This is a genomic window from Streptomyces sp. CB02980, from assembly GCF_014451325.2.
Classification (GTDB): Bacteria; Actinomycetota; Actinomycetes; order Streptomycetales; family Streptomycetaceae; genus Streptomyces.
Genome location: NZ_JACSCH020000005.1, coordinates 132,426 through 153,033, shown reverse-complemented (window position 1 = coordinate 153,033; position 20,608 = coordinate 132,426). Strand labels below are relative to the sequence as shown.

Genomic DNA, 20,608 nt, shown 5'->3' with positions numbered 1-20,608 from the left:
CACCGCGTCACCCATCGGAGAAGACCAGGTCCAGGGCGCGTACCCGGTCCTCCCCCGTGGTGACGGACACGCTGACGATCCGGTCCCGGCGGAGGGTGAACGCCACGGCGGAGACGGGCCGCCCGTCGACGAAGGCGACCGCACCGACGGCCCCGTCGACCAGCGCGGGCCGGGCCACGTCCGCGAACCGGGCGAACGCGGCCGCGCCCTCGGCGACGGCGGGCGCGCCGTGCACCGGGCCGCGCTCGGAGTGGGCGACCACGTCCGGGTCGAGGACGGCCGCGAGCGTACGCGCGTCACGCGCGCGTGCGGCGGCCAGGAAGAGGTCCACCACCGCCCGCTGCCGCCCGACGCCCCCCTCGGCCCGGGCCGTCCCGTGGCCCCGGACCCGCTCCCGGGCCCGCCGGGCCAGCCGTGCCACCTCCTCGGGGGAGTCGCCGGTGATGCGGGCCGTCTCGTACGACGGCAGCCCGAACGCGTCGTGCAGCACATAGGCGAGCCGCTCCTCGGCCCCCAGGGACTCCAGCACGAGGAACAGCGCGAGCCACACGGACTCGCCCCCGCCCCTGGACTCGCCCCCGACACCGGCTCCGGCCGCGCCCCGGACCTCGCTCCCGCCCCCGGCCCCGGCCGCGCTCCTGCGCCCGGGCCCCTCGCCCGCCCGCCGCCTCTGGAGCCCCCGCACGCACTCCCGCGTGACCAGCGCCGTGAGCCAGGCCCGGACCGACGCCCCGTCGTCCCGCCCCAGCCCCGCCCGCACCGCCGCGAGCGCCTCCTCGGCCTCGGCCTCCGAACCCGTCATCCGCAGGGCCACGTGCCGCAGTTGCTCCTCGTGGGCGTCGAAACGTCCGGCCAGGGCGGCCGGAAAGGTGTCGTCGTGCATGGCGCCTCACTCCTCATCGGTTCCGTCACCGCGTTGACGGGAGGCCACGCCACGATGTGACAGCACCGGCCGCCACCGCCGCGCAGCCGCTCGTACTTGCGCCCGGGCACCGACGCGGCATGGGCGTCGAGGCGCTCCCACAGCCCCTCCGCCGGGTTATCGACGGCGCGCGCCGTCGATCCGCGTCCGCGCCGCCACGGACTCCCTGGGGGAGGGGGAGAGACGGAAAGGCCGGCTCGACGCGGGGGACGTCGAGCCGGCCTTCCGGGGGTGTCGAGCGCGTGGCGCTCGACGGGGGTGGGGCAGTCGGGCGGGATGGGTCAGTCGGTGCCGAACTCCATCGCGGCGCGGTCCAGCATCTCGTCCTCGTCGGTGGCCTCGCCGCGGGACGCGATGGCCTCCGCGCCGCCCTCGGGGAGCTCCGTCAGGGTGCCGATCAGACCGGCCGCGGCCGCCTGGGCGGCACCGATCGCGGGGCTGCCGGTGCCGAGCAGGCCGAGGCCCGCGTACTGCTCCAGCTTGGCGCGCGAGTCGGCGATGTCGAGGTTCCGCATGGTGAGCTGGCCGATCCGGTCCACCGGCCCGAAGGCCGAGTCCTCGGTGCGCTCCATGGACAGCTTGTCCGGGTGGTAGCTGAACGCCGGGCCCGTCGTGTCGAGGATCGAGTAGTCCTCGCCGCGCCGCAGCCGCAGCGTCACCTCGCCGGTGACGGCCGCGCCGACCCAGCGCTGGAGCGACTCGCGGACCATCAGCGCCTGCGGGTCCAGCCACCGGCCCTCGTACATCAGCCGGCCGAGACGCCGTCCCTCGTTGTGGTACTGGGCGAGGGTGTCCTCGTTGTGGATGGCGTTGACCAGCCGCTCGTACGCGGCGTGCAGCAGGGCCATGCCGGGCGCCTCGTAGATGCCGCGGCTCTTGGCCTCGATGATCCGGTTCTCGATCTGGTCGGACATGCCCATGCCGTGGCGGCCGCCGATGGCGTTGGCCTCCATGACGAGGTCGACGGCGGAGGCGAACTCCTTGCCGTTGATGGACACCGGCCGGCCCTGCGCGAAGCCGATCGTGACGTCCTCGGTGTCGATCTCGACCGACGGGTCCCAGAAGCGGACGCCCATGATCGGCTCGACGGTCTCCACGCCGGTGTCGAGGTGCTCCAGCGTCTTGGCCTCGTGGGTGGCGCCCCAGATGTTGGCGTCGGTGGAGTACGCCTTCTCCGTGCTGTCGCGGTACGGCAGCTCGTGGGCTACCAGCCACTCCGACATCTCCTTGCGGCCGCCGAGCTCCGTCACGAAGTCCGCGTCCAGCCAGGGCTTGTAGATCCGCAGGTGCGGGTTGGCGAGCAGGCCGTAGCGGTAGAACCGCTCGATGTCGTTGCCCTTGAAGGTCGAGCCGTCGCCCCAGATCTGGACGTTGTCCTCGAGCATCGCCCGCACGAGGAGGGTGCCGGTGACGGCACGCCCGAGCGGCGTGGTGTTGAAGTACGCACGGCCGCCGGAGCGGATGTGGAACGCCCCGCAGGTGAGTGCGGCAAGACCCTCCTCGACCAGCGCGGCGCGGCAGTCGACCAGGCGCGCGATCTCGGCACCGTAGGTCTTGGCACGGCCGGGCACCGAGGCGATGTCGGGCTCGTCGTACTGGCCGATGTCGGCGGTGTAGGTGCAGGGGATGGCGCCCTTGTCGCGCATCCATGCGACCGCGACGGAGGTGTCGAGGCCGCCGGAGAAGGCGATGCCGACGCGCTCGCCGGCGGGCAGGGAGGTGAGGACCTTGGACATAGGAAGAGTATGCATCATCTCGCATGGTCATGCAAAGGGGTGTCGGTGAGGGAGTGTGGAATCGCCCCCTCCGACACCCTGCACACGATCAGCATGCGCGGTCGTGGCGCTCAGCGCACCCGGTCGTAGACCAGGGCCATCTCGCCGAGCTCGCCGGTCTCCCGGCGGGTGAGCCGCCACCGCGAACCGGGCAGGCCGTCCTCGAACAGCCGCTCCCCGTCCCCGGCGATCTCCGGGCAGATCAGCAGGTACAGCCGGTCCACCAGGTCCGCGGCGAGGAGCGCCTTGGTGATGCTCGGGCTGGTGTTGACCAGGATGTCGCCCTCGCCGTGGCTCTTGAGTTCGGCGACGACCTCGGCGGCCGGGGCGTTCACCACGCGGGCGCGTTCCCACGGGGATGCGGTGAGGGTGGTCGACAGGACCACCTTATCCGTGTCGACGAGCCACTTCGCGTAGCCGCGGTCGCGCGGGTCGGCGTTCTCGTCGGCCGCCACCGCCGGCCAGTACCCCAGGAAGCCCTCGGCGTTGACGCGGCCGAGCAGTGCGGTCGTCGCGTTCTCCCAGATGTGGGTGAGGTGGTCGCGGGCGACCTCGGTGGTGGCGTACGGGAGGATCGCGGAGATGTCCCCCGGCCCGCCGGGGCCGTTGTAGCGCCCGTCGAGGGTGAGGGCGATGTTGGCGGTCACCTTGCGTCCGGTGGAGTGGGTCATGGCTGTACCTGCTTTCCTTCGGTGCGGGCTGAGGTGTGAGGCGTGTGGTGAGGCGCGTCGTGAGGTGTGTGGTGAGTCGTGCCGTGAGGCGCGTCGTGACTCGGGCCGTGAGCTGTGCCGACGGCGGTGGCGAGCTTGTCGAGGCACTGGCCGAAGCCGATCTCGATGCCCGCGATGAAGTCGGCGGATTCCACCGTGCTGTCGGCGATCACATAGCGGACGTCGAGGTCCGTGCCGGTGTCGGTGGGCCGGAGGCCGAAGTCGACGTGGGCCGTGAAGGCGGCGCCTCCGTCGGGGAGCCGGGGCGAGAGCCGGTACGCGAGCCGCTCGCCGGGGCGGGCGACGTCGACGACGCCGTCCCCGCGCCCGGCGACCGGGTCGGAGCCCCCAGAGCCCCCTGGGCCTCCGCTGTCGCCGGCGTCCTCGGCGTCGCGGTACTCCAGGAGGATCCGCCCGCCCGGCCGGGCATCGAAGGCGAGGTCCGAGACGCGCAGGTCGTCGGGCGCCCACCAGTGGGCGAGCAGGGCGGTCTCGGTCAGGTGGCGCCAGACCGCGTCGGGGCCCCCGGCCAGTGACCGGTGGAACCGGAACGAGCGCTCGTCGGCCCATCCCGGCCCCTCCGCCGCGAGCCGCTCGCTCGCGAGGCTGAGTCCGTAACGGTCGTACGTCTCGTGCGATCCGCCCGCCCGGTCCGCCGTGTCGGCGAGCCGCCCGAGCACGGCCGCCAGGTCCCGCAGCGGGCCGGGCCGGAGGGCGTAGACCCGGCGCTGTCCGGAGCGCTGGGAGGTGACGACACCGGCCCGCTCGAGCGTCTGCAGGTGCTTGGTCGTCTGCGGCTGCCGCGCCTCGGCGAGCTGGGCGAGGACGCCGACGGGGCGGGGTCGCTCGGCCAGCAGGCGCACGAGGCGCCAGCGGGCCGGGTCGGCCAGTGCGGTGAGGAGCGGGTCTGCGTCGTCCATGGGGACGAGTATTCTCTGCCGAGAATATTCTCGTCAAGGAATATCCGGCGGCTCGGAGTGTCGTTGCATAAAACTGCTGGGGTACGTATAGTCATGCCATCCATGAGGAGGGTTTCGATGACGGTACGAGTAGCAGTGGCGGGTGCGAGCGGATACGCGGGCGGAGAGCTCCTGCGTCTCCTTCTCGCCCACCCCCACGTGGAGATCGGCGCCCTGACCGGTCACTCCAACGCCGGTCAGCGGCTCGGGGCGCTTCAGCCCCATCTGCTGCCGCTCGCCGACCGCGTCCTCGTGCCCACCACAGCCGACGAGCTCGCCGGTCACGACGTCGTGTTCCTCGCCCTGCCGCACGGCCAGTCCGCGGCCGTCGCCGAGCAGCTCGGCCCGGACGTCCTCGTCGTCGACATGGGCGCCGACTTCCGGCTCAAGGACCCCGCCGACTGGGAGACGTACTACGGCTCCCCGCACGCCGGCACCTGGCCGTACGGCCTCCCCGAACTCCCGGGTGCCCGCGCCGCCCTCGAGGGGTCCAAGCGGGTCGCCGTGCCCGGTTGCTACCCGACCGCCGTCTCGCTCGCGCTCTTCCCCGCGTACGAGAACGGGCTCGCCGAGCCCGAGGCAGTGATCGTCGCGGCCTCCGGCACCTCCGGCGCCGGCAAGGCGGCCAAGCCTCACCTGCTCGGCAGCGAGGTCATGGGCAGCATGTCGCCGTACGGCGTCGGCGGCGGCCACCGGCACACCCCCGAGATGATCCAGAACCTCAGCGGACCGGCGGGGGAGCGGGTCACCGTCTCCTTCACGCCGACCCTCGCGCCGATGCCCCGCGGCATCCTCGCCACCTGCACCGCCACCGCGAAGCCGGGCGTCACCGCCGAGACCGTGCGGGCCGCGTACGAGAAGGCCTTCGCGGACGAGCCGTTCGTCCATCTGCTCCCCGAGGGGCAGTGGCCGGCGACGGCGTCCGTCTACGGTTCCAACGCCGTTCAGGTGCAGGTCGCGTACGACGCCGCGGCGAACCGGATCATCGCGATCAGCGCCATCGACAATCTCACCAAGGGCACCGCCGGCGGCGCGGTGCAGAGCATGAACATCGCCCTCGGGTTCCCCGAGAGCACCGGACTTTCCACGATGGGAGTCGCTCCGTGAGCGACGCACGCGCAGCCACCGGTCCGCAGACGACAACGAAGCCCGCACCTCTGCGCTGCGCGTGCGGAGAAGCGAACGGAGAAGCACAGTGAGCGTCACCGCAGCGAAGGGATTCACGGCGGCGGGCATCGCCGCCGGGATCAAGCAGAACGGCAACCCGGACCTGGCCCTCGTGGTCAACACCGGGCCCCGCCGCGCCGCCGCGGGAGTCTTCACCTCCAACCGCGTCAAGGCCGCTCCCGTCGTCTGGTCCCAGCAGGTCCTCGCCGACGGCGAGCTGACCGCCGTCGTCCTCAACTCGGGCGGCGCCAACGCCTGCACCGGTCCCCAGGGCTTCCAGGACACCCACGCCACCGCCGAGAAGGTCGCCGAGGTCCTCAGCGCCAAGGGCACGGACGTCGGCGCGGGCGAGGTCGCCGTCGCCTCCACCGGCCTCATCGGCCTCCTGCTCCCCATGGACAAGCTGCTCCCCGGCGTCGAGAAGGCCGCGGCCGAGCTGTCCGAGCACGGCGGCGAGAAGGCCGCCATCGCCATCAAGACCACCGACACCGTCCACAAGACCTCCGTGGTGACGAAGGACGGCCCCGACGGCAGCTGGACGGTCGGCGGCATGGCCAAGGGCGCCGGCATGCTCGCCCCCGGCCTCGCCACCATGCTCGTCGTCCTCACCACCGACGCCGACGTCGACGGCGCGGGCCTGGACAGTGCCCTGCGGGGCGCCACCCGCGTCACGTTCGACCGGGTCGACTCCGACGGCTGCATGTCCACCAACGACACCGTCCTCCTCCTCGCCTCCGGCTCCTCCGGCGTCACGCCGGAGCAGGACGCGTTCACCGGGGCCGTACGGGAGGTCTGCGACGACCTCGCCCGCCAGCTCATCGGCGACGCCGAGGGCGCCAGCAAGGACATCCGCATCGAGGTGATCAACGCCGCGACCGAGGACGACGCCGTCGAGGTGGGCCGGTCCATCGCCCGTAACAACCTCCTCAAGTGCGCCATCCACGGCGAGGACCCCAACTGGGGCCGGGTACTCTCCGCCATCGGCACGACGGCGGCGGCCTTCGAGCCCGACGAGCTCAACGTCGCCATCAACGGCGTCTGGGTCTGCAAGAACGGCTCCGTCGGCGAGGACCGCGACCTGGTCGACATGCGCTACCGGGAGGTCACCATCACCGCCGACCTCGCCGCAGGCACCGAGTCCGCCGTCATCTGGGCGAACGACCTCACCGCCGACTACGTCCACGAGAACAGCGCGTACTCGTCATGAGCGACCCCCAGAACCCCGAGAGCACGACCCGGAAGCACACCGCGCTCCCCAAGGCCCAGATCCTCATCGAGGCCCTGCCCTGGCTCACGCGGCACAACGGCAAGACGGTCGTCATCAAGTTCGGCGGCAACGCTATGATCGACGAGGACCTGAAGGCCGCCTTCGCCCAGGACGTCGTCTTCCTGCGCCAGGCCGGCCTCAAGCCGGTCGTCGTGCACGGGGGCGGCCCCCAGATCAGCGCCGCCCTCGACCGCCACGGCATCGTCAGCGAGTTCAAGGCGGGCCTGCGGGTCACCACCGAGGACGCCATGGACGTCGTACGGATGGTCCTCGCCGGCCAGGTCCAGCGCGAGCTCGTCGGGCTGCTCAACCAGCACGGCCCGCTCGCCGTCGGTCTCACCGGCGAGGACGCCCACACCATCACCGCCACCCGGCACCGGCCGGTCGTGGACGGCGAGCAGATCGACATCGGCCGGGTCGGTGAGATCACCGCCATCGACACCGGCGCCATCCAGGCGCTCCTGGAGGACGGCCGGATCCCGGTCATCTCCTCCATCGCCCGCTCCCAGGACGACGGACATGTCTACAACGTCAATGCTGATACGGCGGCTGCGGCACTCGCTGCGGCGCTGGGCGCCGAGACGTTGATGGTCCTGACCGACGTCGAGGGTCTCTACGAGGACTGGCCGCACAGCGACGAGGTCATCAGCCGGCTCACCGCGAGCCAGCTGGAGAAGCTGCTGCCCGAGCTCTCCAGCGGCATGGTCCCCAAGATGGAGGGCTGCCTGCACGCCGTACGGAACGGGGTCACCACGGCCCGCGTGATCGACGGCCGGGTCCAGCACTCGATCCTGCTGGAGATCTTCACCGACGAGGGCATCGGCACGATGGTCGTGCCGGACGGACAGGGGGACTGATGAGCGGCACCACGGAGCCCGGCAACGAGCAGCTGACCCAGCGGTGGCAGGGCTCGCTGATGAACAACTACGGCACTCCCCGGCTGCCCCTCGTCCGCGGTGAGGGCACCAAGGTCTGGGACGCCGACGGCAACGAGTACCTGGACTTCGTCGGCGGCATCGCGGTGAACGCCCTCGGCCACGGCCACCCGGCGTTCGTCGAGGCCGTCAGCCGGCAGATCCGGACCCTCGGCCACGTCTCCAACCTCTTCGTCGCCGAGCCGCCCGTCGCCCTCGCCGAGAAGCTCCTCGCGCTCTTCGGCCGGCCCGGCAAGGTCTTCTTCTGCAACTCCGGCGCCGAGGCCGTCGAAGGCGCCTTCAAGATCGGCCGGCTCACCGGCCGGTCCCACATGGTCGCCACCCAGGGCGGCTTCCACGGCCGGACCATGGGCTCTCTCGCGCTCACCGGCCAGCCCGCGAAGCAGACGCCGTTCCTGCCGCTGCCCGGCGACGTGACACATGTGCCGTACGGGGACGTCGAGGCGCTCCGCGCCGCCGTCACCGAGGACACCGCCCTCGTGATCATCGAGCCCATCCAGGGCGAGAACGGCGTCGTCGTCCCGCCCGCCGGCTACCTCAAGGCGGCCCGGGAGATCACCCGCGCCACCGGCACCCTCCTCGTCCTCGACGAGGTGCAGACCGGCATCGGCCGCTGCGGCCACTGGTTCGAGTACCAGGCCCACGAGGGCGTCGAGCCCGATGTCGTGACCCTCGCCAAGGGCCTCGGCGGCGGCCTCCCGCTCGGTGCGACCGTCGCCTTCGGCCCCGCAGCGGACCTCTTCGGGCCCGGTCACCACGGCACCACCTTCGGCGGGAACCCGGTGGCCTGCGCCGCCGGAATCGCCGTTCTCGACACCCTCGGAGCCGACGCGGCCCTCGATCACGTGAAGGCGGTCGGGGAGCGGCTGAGGCAGGGAATCGAAGGTCTGAACCACCCGCTGGTCTCCCACGTCCGTGGTGCGGGCCTCCTGCTGGGTATCGTGCTCACGGAGTCCCTCGCACCTCAGGTGCAGCAGGCGGCTCAGGACGCCGGCCTCCTGGTGAACGCGCCCGCCCCCGATGTCGTACGGATCATGCCTCCGCTGGTCCTCACCGACGCCGAGGCGGACGCCTTCCTCCAGGCCCTGCCCGGAGTCCTCGACGTGGCGAACGGGCAAGGACGAACCGGAGAATGAGACGACGATGACCGACGCGCAGGAGAACGAGCACGGAGGGCCGTCGGTTCCGCAGACCCGCACCGCTCGCCACCGCAGGATCGTCGACATCCTCAACCGGCAGCCGGTGCGCTCGCAGAGCCAGCTCGCCAAGCTCCTCGCGGACGACGGGCTGAGCGTCACCCAGGCGACGCTCTCCCGCGACCTCGACGAGCTGGGCGCGGTGAAGATCCGCAACACCGGCGGCGAGCTGATCTACGCGGTGCCCAGCGAGGGCGGTTTCCGCACCCCGCAGGCCCCGCTCGGCGAGTCCGCCAAGGAGGAGCGCATGCGGCGCCTCTCCGGCGAACTGCTGATCTCCGCCGAGGCGTCCGCCAACCTGGTGGTCCTGCGGACCCCGCCGGGCGCCGCCCAGTTCCTCGCGTCGGCCATCGACCAGGCCGAACTCCACGCGATCCTCGGCACGATCGCGGGCGACGACACGCTGCTGCTCATCAGCCGCGATCCGGCAGGCGGCCAGGCGCTCGCGGACCACCTGCTGAAGCTGGCGCAGAAGTAGACGCGTCTCAGTAGCGCGTGATCGCCGTCGGCCCGCCGCCCCGGGTGCCGACGGCGATGTGCGGCCGGCGCGCCGGATCGGCCCAGGCGAGCACCGCCCGCATCGCGTCCGCCGGGACGGAGACACAACCCGCGGTCGCCCCGCGCCCGTTGACGTGCAGGAAGATTCCGGCACCGCGCCCGCGTACCGGCCGGTCGTAGTTGAAGCCGATGACGAGCCCGTACGCGTACTGGCGGCGGTACGTGACCATGTGCTCGGCCCGGGCCGCCCGGCAGTCCCGGGGCAGCCCCTCGACCCAGCGGTTGTACGAGCGGGAGTCGTTGTCCTGGCACCACCAGGACCGCCGGGTCACGCGCGCGTAGCGGTACGAGGTCCCCGCGGGCGCGGGCTCGATCCCGAAGGCGTACGGCAGCCGGTAGAGCCCGGTGGGCGTGGTGTTCGTGCCCTGCCGCCGCCGCCCGCCCTCGGCGAGCCCCTTCGCCCCGAACCGGGCGGGCGCCGAACCGGCCTTCACCCACCGGCCGCCGCGCCGGTCCCACCAGGTCAGGGTGCCCGCGGTGGATCCGGTCCCGGCGGCCTCCGCGGTGATCAGCTGGGAGCCGCCGCCGGTGTCCGCCATACGAGCGGGCAGCGGTACGGGGCTGGGCGCGGCGCCGAGGGACATCAGGGCGGCGCCGAGGACGAGCAGGGTGCGGGGGAGTGTGGTGCGCATGGGCGCGAGGCTAGGGGTGTCCCGGGCCGAGCCACGCACTCCGCGCGCGGGACGCGGCTAATCGGCGGTCCGCGGCAGCGGCGGCAGGGGGAGCGGCAGCGCGGGCAGCCCGTCGAGGCTGGTCGCGATGTGGTCCTTGCGCTCGCAGTACGCGTTGAACTCGTCGTCCGTCTTCCGGTTGAAGTACTCGGCGTGCAGGCCCCGGTCCTCCTGGTACTCCATCAGCGGCACGGCGTACCCGCAGGCGTCGCTGACCCGCCGCGCGTGGACGAGGACGATCGCCCGCGCGCTGCCCTGGCCCTCGACGGCCTCGGCCGGGAACCGCGCGAACAGCTCGCCCCAGCGCGGATCGTCCCGCAGCACGGCCTCGCCGGTGCCGTGCACCCGCACGACGGTCGGCGGCCCCGAGAACGCGGTCCACATGAGGGTGATCCGTCCGTTCCCCGGCTCCCGCAGATGAGCGACGGTCTCGGCGCTGCTGCCCCCGAAGTCGACGTAGGCGAGGGTCAGTTCGTCGAGCACGACGAGGGTGCCCCGGCGTCCCTTGGGGCTGAGGTTGACGTGCCCGTCGCCGGAGAGGGGAGCGGTGGCGGTGAAGAAGACGGGCTGGTCCTCGATGAAGGCACGGAGACGTCCGTCAATACGCTCATATGTTTTTCCCATGCCGTCCATACTGCTCCGTCCGCCCCGTCCCGGGCGGTTCCGTCTCAAGCCGCGGGCTACCGAGGGCGGTTGAGCACGCGCCTGAAGCCGAGTGTCCGGCGTATCCACGCGCGTGGCCCGGGGGCCGGGGTGGCGGCCGTGTCCCGGTGCGGTGCCCCGCCGGCCTCCGGCAGGGGCGTCGCCGCGCCTTCCCCGAGCTGTGGGGAAGGGGTGACAGCGGCGCGGCGAGGAACGTCGCCGACCGGGAAGAAGTGGTCGGCCCACGGCTGCAGGGCTTTCCTGGTCTCGCGGACGACGCATGGGGAGCTGTCGCCGAGCAGGGGCGCGATGCGGCCGGGTCTGACGGCGTCCAGCACACGCAGCCCCGCCACGGCGGCGGCCCGTACCGGGGGCCGCTCGTCGCCGGTGAGCGACCAGAGCACCGGCGCGTCCGTGGTCCGGTCGCCGCACTCGGCGAGACCCAGTGGCGCGCGGTGGGGCATCCCGTCCCCGGCCGCGCATGCCGCCCGGTAGAGCGGCAGCGGTTCGGTGCCGGCCTGCCGGAGCACCCAGCGGGCGCAGGCGCGCACAAGCGCGGAGCGGTCGTACAGGAACGGTTCGGCCTCCTCGGCCCGATCCGCCTTGCGCAGCCCCGTGACCCCTGCCGCCCGGATCCGGCCCTGCCGGGCGGCCAGCAAGCGGGTGAGGGGCGTTCCGTCGGCCGCTCCGTCGCCCGTCCCGACGGCGGCGAGCACGGCGTTCGCGCACATGTCCCGGACGACCACGTCGGAGTCGGTGGTGGCGGTGGCCGCGAGCCGGGCGGGGGAGAGGAGGCCGCGGTCGACGGCGTTCCGGTGGGCGAGCCGCCGGACCCTCCGGTCCCGGCTCGCGAGCAGGGCGGTGACACCGGCCTCCGGGCCCTCCCGCAGCAGCCGGCCGAGCATCTCGGCCGCGGCGCCTCCGTACCGCCGGCCGGCGACCCGGAGGATCACGGAGGCGACGGTCCGGAGCGTCTCGGGCGAAGGGCCGGGCAGACCCGGCAGGCCTGTCGGCTTCGCCTCCAGCACGGCCCGCGCCCGTTCCCGCACCGGCTCGGCCCAGTCGGCGCACCGGATCGCGACCAGGGGCAGGAGGGCGGGGGCGTCGGTCGCGTACGCGAGGGCGGCCTCCCGGATCCGGCCGTCGGGGCCGCACAGCGCGACGGCCAGCTCCTGGATGCCGGGCCGGCGGTGCAGGCCGTCGCCGGGGAACCAGGTGTGGGCGGGCGGAAGGCCGCCGTACCGGAGCGCACCCCGGATGTCCTCGTCGAGCGCGGTCCACGCGTCGGCGTCGCCCTCGTCGCTTCCGTCGAGTACCTGGGTGATCCGGAGCCGGATCTCGTCGAACGCGCTGCTCTGCATGGCCGGAGCGTAGATCCGGGCCGGCGGGCGCCGCCCCTGGATTTCGGGCCCCGAGCAGCGCGTTGACAAACCATACGGTGCATTGCATAGTTATGCCTACGACAGGATGCCGTCGGCCGCCGCCGACCCTGGCGTGACCCGCCCCCGTTGAACAGGTCGCCGCCCGTCCCCATCGCGGACGAGGCGGTGGCGGCAGTACCCATTCTCCCGAGGAGCAGCAGCTGTGAGCAGCAACAACGGTGACGTCCGGCTCTGGGGCGGACGGTTCGCCGACGGGCCCGCCGAGGCCCTGGCGAAGTTGTCCGCGTCGGTCCACTTCGACTGGCGCCTCGCGCCGTACGACATCGCCGGTTCCCGCGCCCACGCGCGCGTGCTGCACAAGGCCGGGCTGCTCACCGAGGACGAGCTGACCCGCATGCTCGCCGGTCTCGACCAGCTGGAGGCGGACGTCGCCGACGGCACCCTCGTCGGCACCATCGCCGACGAGGACGTCCACACCGCCCTGGAGCGCGGTCTCCTGGAGCGCGTCGGCCCGGACCTCGGCGGCAAGCTGCGCGCCGGCCGGTCCCGCAACGACCAGGTCGCCACCCTCTTCCGGATGTACCTGCGCGACCACGCCCGGATCATCGGCGGGCTCGTCGCCGACCTCCAGGACGCCCTCGTCGGCCTCGCCGAGGCGCACCCGGCCGTCGCCATGCCCGGCCGTACGCACCTCCAGCACGCCCAGCCGGTGCTCTTCGCCCACCACGTCCTGGCCCACGCCCAGTCCCTCTCCCGGGACGCCGAGCGGCTGCGGCAGTGGGACATCCGGACGGCCGTCTCCCCGTACGGCTCCGGCGCCCTCGCCGGCTCCTCCCTCGGGCTCGACCCGGAGGCGGTCGCCAAGGACCTGGGCTTCGAGCGCGGTTCGGTCGGCAACTCGATCGACGGCACCGCCTCCCGCGACTTCGTCGCCGAGTTCGCCTTCATCACCGCGATGATCGGCATCAACGTGTCGCGGATCGCGGAGGAGATCATCATCTGGAACACGAAGGAGTTCTCCTTCGTGACCCTCCACGACGCCTTCTCCACCGGCTCGTCGATCATGCCGCAGAAGAAGAACCCGGACATCGCCGAGCTCGCCCGGGGCAAGTCCGGCCGCCTCATCGGCAACCTCACCGGCCTCCTCGCCACGCTCAAGGCGCTCCCGCTCGCCTACAACCGTGACCTCCAGGAGGACAAGGAGCCGGTCTTCGACTCCTGCGACCAGCTCGAGGTCCTGCTGCCCGCCTTCACCGGCATGATGGCCACGCTCACCGTCAACCGGGAGCGCATGGAGGAGCTGGCCCCGGCGGGCTTCTCGCTCGCGACGGACATCGCGGAGTGGCTGGTCAAGCAGGGTGTGCCGTTCCGGGTGGCGCACGAGGTGGCCGGCGAGTGCGTGAAGGTCGCCGAGTCCGAGGGCAAGGAGCTGGACGGGCTGACGGACGAGCAGTTCGCCAAGATCTCCGAGCACCTCACCCCCGAGGTCCGCACGGTCCTCAACGTCCCCGGCGCCCTCGCCTCCCGCAACGGCCGCGGCGGCACCGCCCCCTCGGCGGTCGCCGTCCAGCTCGTCGAGGTCAAGGCCGACCTGGTGATCCAGCACGCCTGGGCCGAGGCCAAGAAGTAGCCCCGGGCCCCACGGCGCCGAGGCCAAGAAGTAGCCCCGGCCCCACGGCCCTCAGAGCGTCACAGCGCCGCCGCCCAGTCCGCGAGCGCGTCGAAGTCCGGCCGGAGCAGTCCGAGCCGGGGGTCGACGTGCAGCAACAGGGCGGCGGCGAGGTGCTTCTGCGCCACGTACTCGTGGTCGTACGCGGTGATGTCGTCGTCGACCCAGGCGAACGGCCGCCCTTCCGCGTACTCCAGGATGTACTGCGTCTTCCAGAAGGTCCCGCGAGGGGCCTTTCCGTGCATCTGGGGCCAGTCGACGAACGGCAGCTCGGGCAGCCCCAGGTGGGGCCCTATCCAGTCGTTCGCCTCGCCCTTCCAGGTCGTCGCCCAGACCAGCTCGTACACCTCCGCCAGCGCGAGCAGCTCACCCCCGTGCGCGGGATTCAGCCACACCCGCAGGGGCTTCGTCTCGAACCAGCCGCCCGGCCGCATCCTGTGGGTCGTGTACCCCTCCGGGCGTCGCTCGCGCTGCGCCGCGTACGGATTCAGCGGTCCGTCGACATCGATGAGCAGCAGCGGCTTCGTCATGATCACAGCATTCCGTCCCCGCCCCGGTGAGGCGTTGAATTATCGAATGAGACATTGATGTCCCATTCGGTGTATGGTCGTCTCATGTCAGTCGATCGCACCCAGGTGCTCCACGCAGCCGCCGCCCTGCTCACCCGCAAGGCGACCGCCACGATGGACGAGGTCGCCCGGTCCGCCGGGATCGGCCGCGCCACGCTGCACCGGCACTTCGCCGGCCGGGACGCCCTGGTGCGGGCGCTCGAAGAGCTCGGGCTGCAGGAGATGGAAGCGGCCCTCGACCGGGCCGGGCTCGACGACGGGCCCGAGGACGAGGCGCTGCGCAGGCTCATCGCCGAGGTGGAGCACGTCGCACCCCTGCTGTCGTTCCTCGTCACCGAGAACCAGCTCTTCGAGGGCGACCAGCAGCACGTCGGCTGGGCCCGCATCGACGCCCGCGTCTCCGCGCTCTTCCGGAGCGGACAGGAGAGCGGCGCCTTCCGGATCGATCTGACCCCCGCCTGGCTCACCGAGGCCTTCTACGGGCTCGTCGGTTCCGGCGCCTGGGCCGTGCAGGACGGCCGGGTCGCCGCCAAGGACTTTCAGTACATGATCGCCGAGCTGCTGCTCGGCGGAGCGCGCAGGAGCGTGGAGAAGTGACCGTCAGCACCCTCAAGACCACGGGCCATACCGAGGGCGTGCGCCGCCCCGGCCGGTGGCTCGCCCTCTCCGTTCTCGTCCTGGCCGTCCTCCTCGTGGCGGTCGACGCCACGGTGCTGGGACTCGCCACCCCCTTCCTCTCCGAGGACCTGAAGCCCTCCGGCACCCAGCTCCTGTGGATCGGCGACGTCTACTCCTTCGTCATCGCCGGACTCCTGGTCTCCATGGGCAGCCTCGGCGACCGCATCGGCCGCAAGAAGCTGCTCCTGATCGGTGCCACCGCCTTCGGCGCCGTCTCCGTGCTGAACGCCTATGCCACCAGCCCCGAGATGATGATCGTGGCGCGCGCCCTGCTCGGCGTCGCCGGCGCGACCCTGATGCCGTCCACCCTGGCGCTCATCCGGAACCTCTTCCACGACCCGCGCGAGCGCAGCCTCGCCATCGGCATCTGGGGTGCCATGGCCTCGGCCGGCGCCGCCGTCGGACCGGTCGTCGGAGGCTTCCTCCTGGAGCACTTCTGGTGGGGCTCGGTCTTCCTGATCAACCTGCCCGTCATGGCGGTCCTCGTCGTCGTCGGCATCAAGCTGATCCCGGAGTCCAAGAACCCCGCCCCGGGCCCCTGGGACCTGCCCAGCGTCGCGCTCTCCCTCGTCGGCCTGATCGGCATCGTCTACGCCGTCAAGGAACTGGCCTCGCACGGCCTCTCCCTGGACGCCGGCGTCGCCGCCCTGGTCGGTGCGGGTGCCCTGACCTGGTTCGTCCGCAGGCAGCTGACCCTGCCCGCGCCGCTCCTGGACATGCGGCTGTTCCGCCACCGCGGCTTCTCGGGCGCCGTGCTCGCCGACCTGCTGACCATCCTCGGCCTCTCCGGCCTGGTGTTCTTCCTGTCCCAGTTCTTCCAGCTGGTCCAGGGCCGGCAGCCGCTGGAGGCCGGACTCGCCGAACTCCCGGCGGCGGTCGGCGCGGTCACGGCCGGTCTGATCGCGGGTCTGGTGGCCCGTCGTTTCTCCGTACGGTCCGTGGTGGCCGGCGGTCTCGCGGCGGTCGGCCTCTCGCTCGCGGTCCTGACGACGCTCGACCAGCACACCGGCTACCCGCTGCTCGGTGCCGCCCTGCTCGTGGTCGGTGTGGGCGCCGGATTCGCCTTCACCGTCACCGCCGACGTGATCCTGTCCAGCGTCCCGAAGGACCAGGCCGGCTCCGCCTCCGCGGTCTCCGAGACCGCGTACGAACTGGGCGCCGCGCTCGGCATCGCCGTCCTCGGCTCGATCGTGACCGGCGTCTACCGGGGCTTCGCCACTCCGGCCGACGTCCCCTCCGACGTCGCGTCCGCCGCCCACGAATCGCTCGGCGGCGCGGTCGAGGCCTCCGGCACCCTCGCCCCTGACACGGCGACGGCCCTGGTGTCGGCCGCCCAGGAGGCCTTCGTCGACGGTCTGCGGATCGCGGCCGGCGTCGGCGCGGCGGTCCTCCTCGCGACGGCGGTCGCGGCCTGGTTCCTGCTCAAGGGCCAGAAGCTGGAGGACGGCGTCGAGCACTGACGCCCGGCGCATGTGACGGTGCCCCGTACGGCCGGCCGGCCGTACGGGGCACCGTCACATGTCCGTGGGGACTACGCGGCCTTCGCCTTCGTGGCGTACATGTCCACGTACTCCTGCCCCGACAGCCGCATGACCTCGGCCATCACCGAGTCCGTCACCGCCCGCAGCACATAGCGGTCGCGGTCCATCCCGTCGTACCGGGAGAACTCCATCGCCTCGCCGAAGCGGACCGTCACCCGGCCCGGACGCGGGAAGCCCGCGCCGCCCGGCTGGATCTTGTCGGTACCGATCATCGCGAACGGGATCACCGGCGCGCCCGTCATCAGGGTGAGCCGCGCGATGCCCGTACGGCCCCGGTACAGCCGGCCGTCGGGGGAGCGGGTGCCCTCCGGGTAGATCGAGAAGATCTTGCCCTCCTCGAGGACCCGGCGGCCGGTCATCAGGGCCGCCACGCCACCGCGGCCGCCGTCCCGGTCCACCGGGATCATGCCGACGCTGGTGAAGAACCAGGCCATCGCCCGGCCCTTGACGCCCTTGCCCGTCACGTACTCGTCCTTGCCGATGAAGTAGACCGGACGGTCCAGGCAGATCGGCATGATCATCGAGTCGATGAAGGTCAGGTGGTTGCCCGCGAGGATGACGGGACCGGTCCCCGGGATGTTCTCGGCGCCCTCCACGCGGGGGCGGAACATCAGGCGCATGACCGGCCCGAGCACTGCCTTGATGATCGCGAGACGGGACAACGGTTCCTCCGGTGGGATGCGGGTCAGTCGAGCTGACGGTGCAGCTGGCGACGATACTCGCGGGTCACGTCCGTGCGCACATCGGGTTCACCGAGTGGATACGCAGTGTTGACGTGTGTTTCCGCCATGTTCGGCGTAGGTCTGCCACCCGTAGGGCCCCGATGCCTAGCGTCGGGGGCACCCGTCGACAGGTACGGGACATGACACAGGAGGACACCACATGACCCAGGGCGAACGCCGGATCCCGGCCCGGCGCACGGTTCTCGGAGCGGCGGGCGCCACCGTCCTCGGCGCCTCCACGGCCCTCGCCGCCGGCAGCGGCGTGGCACAGGCGGCGGCGTCGGGGACCGCCGAGGTCCGGTCCGCCGCGGAGGGCCGGAGCCACGGTCACGGCCGCGGCTACCGCTCCCTCCCCGTCCCCACCGTCATCGCCCACCGGGGCGCCAGCGGCTACCGCCCCGAGCACACCCTCGGCTCCTACCGGCACGCCCTGGACCTCGGCGCCCACGTCATCGAGCAGGACCTCGTCCCCACCAAGGACGGGCACCTGGTCTGCCGTCACGAGAACGACATCACCGGCACCACCGACGTCGCCGACCACCCCGAGTTCGCGTCCCGGAAGACCACCAAGAGCGTCGACGGCGTCTCCCTCACCGGCTGGTTCACCGAGGACTTCACGCTCGCCGAGCTCAAGACCCTCCGCGCCAAGGAGCGCATTCCAGCCGTCCGCCAGGAGAACACCCTCTATGACGGCCGCTGGACGGTCCCCACCTTCGAGGAGGTGCTGCGCTGGGCCGAGGAGGAGGGCCGCCGCCGGGGGCGTGAGATCTGGCTCCACGTCGAGACCAAGCACCCCACCTACTTCCGCTCCCTCGGCCTCGGCCTGGAGGAGCGCCTCGCCAAGCTGCTCCGCCGGTACGGCCGCCACCGCGCCGACTCCCCGGTCTTCCTGCAGTCCTTCGAGCCGACCAGCATCCAGCGGCTCGCGAAGCTGGTCGACTCGCCCGGCGTGGTCCTGCTCTCCGGAGCGGCCGGCCGCCCCTGGGACTTCGTCCAGGCCGGGGACCCGCGGACGGTCGCCGACCTGGTCACGCCCAAGGGCCTGCGCTGGATCGCCTCGTACGCCAAGGGCATCGGCCCCACGCTCGACCTGGTGATCCCGAAGGACGCGAGCGGCCGCCTCGGCGACCCGACCACCCTGGTCCGCGACGCGCATGCCGCGGGCCTGATCCTCCACCCGTACACCCACCGCAACGAGAACTCCTTCCTGCCCGCGGACTTCCGCCGGGGCACGGACCCGACGGCGTACGGGGACTCCTTCGGGGCCCTGAAGCGCTACCTGGAGACGGGGATCGACGGCATCTTCTCCGACAATCCGGACACCGCCCTGCTGGGCGCGGCGGACTTCACCGCCCGCGACTGATCACCGCGTACGTGAGGACCGTGCGGGTCCGCCGATCGGGTCCGCACGACCTCCTCCCGGGTGGTTTGGCGCCCGAACCGCAACCACGCCCGCGTGCCCCGGCATGGTGCGGTGCATGACGACCCCCGTGACCACCCCCGAGTCCGCCCAGGGCACCGCGCCCGAGTCCGCGCCGGACACCACCCGCGAGTCCGCCCAGGGCACCGCGCCCGAGTCCGCGCCGGACACCACCCGCGAGTCCGCCCAGGGCACCGCGCCCGAGTCCGCGCCGGACACCACCCGCGAGTCCGCCCAGGGCACCGCGCCCGAGTCCGCGCCGGACACCACCCGCGAGTCCGGCCGGGACACCGCGCCCGAGTCCGCGCCGGACACCACCCCAGGGCTCCTCGCCGCCCTCGCCCCGCTGCTCGCCGCCGAGTCGGACGCCGAGGCGCCGGCCGCCGGTGTCGAGCCGAGCGACCTGGAACAGGCCGTCTGGCTCCGCCTCCTGGAGCAGCTCCGCGACACGGGAAGCGCCCCCGAGCGTCCCGCCGAGTGGCTGCGCCGCGCCGTCCGCGCGGAGGCCCGCCGGGCCCGCAGGACGAGCGACCGCGAACGCCCCTACCGCGACGAACCCGGCCACGACCCGGGAACCTCCGAGCCCCACGGCTCCCCCGAGTACTCGCTGATGGCCGCCGAGGGCCGCCGCACCCTGCGCGCCGCCGTCACCAGGACACCGGGCCGCTGCCCCCGGGTGCTGACCGCGATGCTCGATCCCGAGGACCCCACCTACCGGGAAATCGCAGGAGAGTTGGGTATCTCACAGGGCAGTCTGGGGCCGACGCGTTCCCGTTGCCTGGGATGCCTGCGCAGAATGCTGGCTGCAGAGGTTCCCGCCCCCGGCCGACGGGGAAGGGTGCGGTAAACCGATGATCGACAGATGAGCGGGAGGCGTGCACACATGGGCCTGAGTGTGACCATCTCAGCGGCGGACGCGGCGGACGCGGAGCACATCCTGAAGCTGCAGTACCTCTGCTACCAGAGCGAGGCGGAGCTCTACGGCGACTGGTCCATCGAACCCCTCACCCAGTCGCTCGACGCCCTGCGTGCCGAACTGGACGAGGGGTACGGGCTGGTGGCCCGGCTCGGCGACGAGGTCGTCGCCTCCGTACGGGCCCGGCTCGACGAGGACGGCACGGTACGGATCGCCAAGCTGATCGTGCACCCGCGGATGCAGCGGCACGGCCTCGGCGGCCGCCTTCTCGACGGCATCGAGCGCCACTTCGCCGAGACGGCGGAGACGGCCGTGCAGCCGGCTCCGTCGCCCAAGCGCTTCCAGCTCTTCACCGGCCACCGCAGCGAGGGCAATCTGCGCCTCTACCGCAGCAAGGGGTACGCGCAGGTCGCCACCCGCGAGCTCGGCCCCCGGCTCACCCTGGTGACCCTGGAGAAGACCGCGGCCTGACTCAGGCGGCCGTCGCGGTACGCGACCGGCGCAGCCACCAGATGCCGCTCAGCGGCAGCAGCACCGGAATGAAGAGATAGCCGTAGCCGTAGTCCGACCAGACCGTCGCGTCCGGGAAGGCGGACGGCTCGACCAGCGTCCAGGTCCCCACGATCAGTACGCCCGTGAGCTCGGCGGCGCAGCACACCAGCGCCGCCCTGCGGGCCTTCTCCCCGCCCCGCACCAGCGTGTAGGTGATGAAGGCGTAGACGACGGCGGCCACCGCCGACAGGGTGTACGCGAGCGGCGCCCGGTCGAACTCGGTGGCGATCTGGTAGATCGAGCGCGAGACCGCGCCGACCGACATCACGCCGTAGAGCCAGACCAGCAGGATGCCGGGGCCTGTGACGAGACGGGCCTTCGTGTCCTGCGCGGCCTTCTCCTGCGTCTCGGTCATGG

Annotated in this window: 21 protein-coding genes; 11 read left to right on the top strand and 10 right to left on the bottom strand. The window is 72.4% G+C overall.

Going from position 1 to position 20,608, the window contains the following annotated elements:
• Positions 1–7 precede the first annotated feature (7 nt).
• The 4 genes from E0F75_RS13185 to E0F75_RS13170 form a co-directional block, all read right to left on the bottom strand.
• A complete protein-coding gene (locus E0F75_RS13185; RefSeq protein WP_187622701.1) occupies positions 8–883 on the bottom strand; it encodes a sigma factor-like helix-turn-helix DNA-binding protein in 876 nt (291 codons plus the stop codon).
• A gap of 320 nt (positions 884–1,203) precedes the next feature.
• Positions 1,204–2,658, bottom strand: a complete 1,455-nt coding sequence (gene argG / locus E0F75_RS13180; protein WP_187622700.1) for an argininosuccinate synthase — start codon at positions 2,656–2,658, stop codon at positions 1,204–1,206.
• A 110-nt stretch (positions 2,659–2,768) separates the two neighbouring features.
• Positions 2,769–3,368 carry a dihydrofolate reductase family protein gene (locus E0F75_RS13175; protein ID WP_187622699.1) on the bottom strand — a complete coding sequence of 200 codons (600 nt, stop codon included), beginning with the start codon at positions 3,366–3,368 and terminating at the stop codon, positions 2,769–2,771.
• Complete coding sequence (locus E0F75_RS13170; protein ID WP_187622698.1) at positions 3,365–4,327, bottom strand: metalloregulator ArsR/SmtB family transcription factor; 963 nt, start codon at positions 4,325–4,327, stop codon at positions 3,365–3,367. The genes E0F75_RS13175 and E0F75_RS13170 overlap by 4 nt, the downstream gene beginning before the upstream one ends.
• Before the next feature lie 117 nt (positions 4,328–4,444).
• Here E0F75_RS13170 and argC point away from each other — a divergent pair, with 117 nt between their 5' ends.
• From argC to E0F75_RS13145, 5 genes are all read left to right on the top strand, one after another.
• The gene (gene argC, locus E0F75_RS13165; protein WP_187622697.1) at positions 4,445–5,473 is read left to right on the top strand and encodes an N-acetyl-gamma-glutamyl-phosphate reductase; all 1,029 of its coding nucleotides are present in this window, start codon (positions 4,445–4,447) and stop codon (positions 5,471–5,473) included.
• 88 nt (positions 5,474–5,561) lie between these two features.
• Positions 5,562–6,740 carry a bifunctional glutamate N-acetyltransferase/amino-acid acetyltransferase ArgJ gene (gene argJ, locus E0F75_RS13160; protein ID WP_187622696.1) on the top strand — a complete coding sequence of 393 codons (1,179 nt, stop codon included), beginning with the start codon at positions 5,562–5,564 and terminating at the stop codon, positions 6,738–6,740.
• Entirely contained in the window at positions 6,737–7,657 is a 921-nt protein-coding gene (argB, locus tag E0F75_RS13155) for an acetylglutamate kinase (RefSeq protein WP_187622695.1), read from the top strand. The genes argJ and argB overlap by 4 nt, the downstream gene beginning before the upstream one ends.
• Entirely contained in the window at positions 7,657–8,871 is a 1,215-nt protein-coding gene (locus E0F75_RS13150; RefSeq protein ID WP_187622694.1) for an acetylornithine transaminase, read from the top strand. The genes argB and E0F75_RS13150 overlap by 1 nt, the downstream gene beginning before the upstream one ends.
• 7 nt (positions 8,872–8,878) lie before the next feature.
• Entirely contained in the window at positions 8,879–9,409 is a 531-nt protein-coding gene (locus tag E0F75_RS13145; RefSeq protein WP_030316147.1) for an arginine repressor, read from the top strand.
• Between the two features lie 7 nt (positions 9,410–9,416).
• Here E0F75_RS13145 and E0F75_RS13140 read toward each other — a convergent pair whose 3' ends face one another.
• The 3 genes from E0F75_RS13140 to E0F75_RS13130 are packed head-to-tail and all read right to left on the bottom strand — an operon-like array spanning position 9,417 to position 12,163.
• On the bottom strand, positions 9,417–10,121 hold the full coding sequence (locus tag E0F75_RS13140) for a L,D-transpeptidase family protein (RefSeq protein ID WP_187622693.1): 705 nt from the start codon (positions 10,119–10,121) through the stop codon (positions 9,417–9,419).
• A 57-nt stretch (positions 10,122–10,178) separates the two neighbouring features.
• Complete coding sequence (locus E0F75_RS13135) at positions 10,179–10,784, bottom strand: pyridoxamine 5'-phosphate oxidase family protein (RefSeq protein ID WP_187622692.1); 606 nt, start codon at positions 10,782–10,784, stop codon at positions 10,179–10,181.
• A 56-nt stretch (positions 10,785–10,840) separates the two neighbouring features.
• On the bottom strand, positions 10,841–12,163 hold the full coding sequence (locus tag E0F75_RS13130) for a hypothetical protein (protein WP_187622691.1): 1,323 nt from the start codon (positions 12,161–12,163) through the stop codon (positions 10,841–10,843).
• 223 nt (positions 12,164–12,386) lie between these two features.
• On the opposite strand from E0F75_RS13130, the gene argH reads away from it, so the two are divergent.
• Complete coding sequence (gene argH, locus E0F75_RS13125; RefSeq protein ID WP_187622690.1) at positions 12,387–13,814, top strand: argininosuccinate lyase; 1,428 nt, start codon at positions 12,387–12,389, stop codon at positions 13,812–13,814.
• A 59-nt stretch (positions 13,815–13,873) separates the two neighbouring features.
• Here argH and E0F75_RS13120 read toward each other — a convergent pair whose 3' ends face one another.
• A complete protein-coding gene (locus E0F75_RS13120; protein ID WP_187622689.1) occupies positions 13,874–14,383 on the bottom strand; it encodes an HAD domain-containing protein in 510 nt (169 codons plus the stop codon).
• A gap of 84 nt (positions 14,384–14,467) precedes the next feature.
• On the opposite strand from E0F75_RS13120, the gene E0F75_RS13115 reads away from it, so the two are divergent.
• Together E0F75_RS13115 and E0F75_RS13110 are read left to right on the top strand one after the other, a co-directional pair.
• Positions 14,468–15,019: a TetR/AcrR family transcriptional regulator gene (locus E0F75_RS13115; RefSeq protein WP_187622688.1), complete on the top strand. Its 552-nt coding sequence runs from the start codon at positions 14,468–14,470 to the stop codon at positions 15,017–15,019.
• Positions 15,016–16,560, top strand: a complete 1,545-nt coding sequence (locus E0F75_RS13110; protein WP_187622687.1) for an MFS transporter — start codon at positions 15,016–15,018, stop codon at positions 16,558–16,560. The genes E0F75_RS13115 and E0F75_RS13110 overlap by 4 nt, the downstream gene beginning before the upstream one ends.
• A gap of 71 nt (positions 16,561–16,631) precedes the next feature.
• Here E0F75_RS13110 and E0F75_RS13105 read toward each other — a convergent pair whose 3' ends face one another.
• Positions 16,632–17,303 carry a 1-acyl-sn-glycerol-3-phosphate acyltransferase gene (locus E0F75_RS13105; RefSeq protein WP_187622686.1) on the bottom strand — a complete coding sequence of 224 codons (672 nt, stop codon included), beginning with the start codon at positions 17,301–17,303 and terminating at the stop codon, positions 16,632–16,634.
• Positions 17,304–17,523: 220 nt separating this feature from the next.
• Here E0F75_RS13105 and E0F75_RS13100 point away from each other — a divergent pair, with 220 nt between their 5' ends.
• The 3 genes from E0F75_RS13100 (at position 17,524) to E0F75_RS13090 (ending at position 20,170) form a co-directional block, all read left to right on the top strand.
• Positions 17,524–18,726, top strand: a complete 1,203-nt coding sequence (locus tag E0F75_RS13100; protein ID WP_187622685.1) for a glycerophosphodiester phosphodiesterase — start codon at positions 17,524–17,526, stop codon at positions 18,724–18,726.
• A gap of 403 nt (positions 18,727–19,129) precedes the next feature.
• The gene (locus E0F75_RS13095; protein WP_187622920.1) at positions 19,130–19,630 is read left to right on the top strand and encodes a sigma-70 family RNA polymerase sigma factor; all 501 of its coding nucleotides are present in this window, start codon (positions 19,130–19,132) and stop codon (positions 19,628–19,630) included.
• Positions 19,631–19,666: 36 nt separating this feature from the next.
• The gene (locus E0F75_RS13090; RefSeq protein ID WP_187622684.1) at positions 19,667–20,170 is read left to right on the top strand and encodes a GNAT family N-acetyltransferase; all 504 of its coding nucleotides are present in this window, start codon (positions 19,667–19,669) and stop codon (positions 20,168–20,170) included.
• A gap of 1 nt (position 20,171) precedes the next feature.
• Here the strand turns inward: E0F75_RS13090 and E0F75_RS13085 are convergent, their stop codons facing one another.
• Positions 20,172–20,606, bottom strand: coding sequence for a hypothetical protein (locus E0F75_RS13085; RefSeq protein WP_187622683.1), 435 nt, complete (start codon positions 20,604–20,606; stop codon positions 20,172–20,174).
• Between the last annotated feature and the right edge of the window lie 2 nt (positions 20,607–20,608).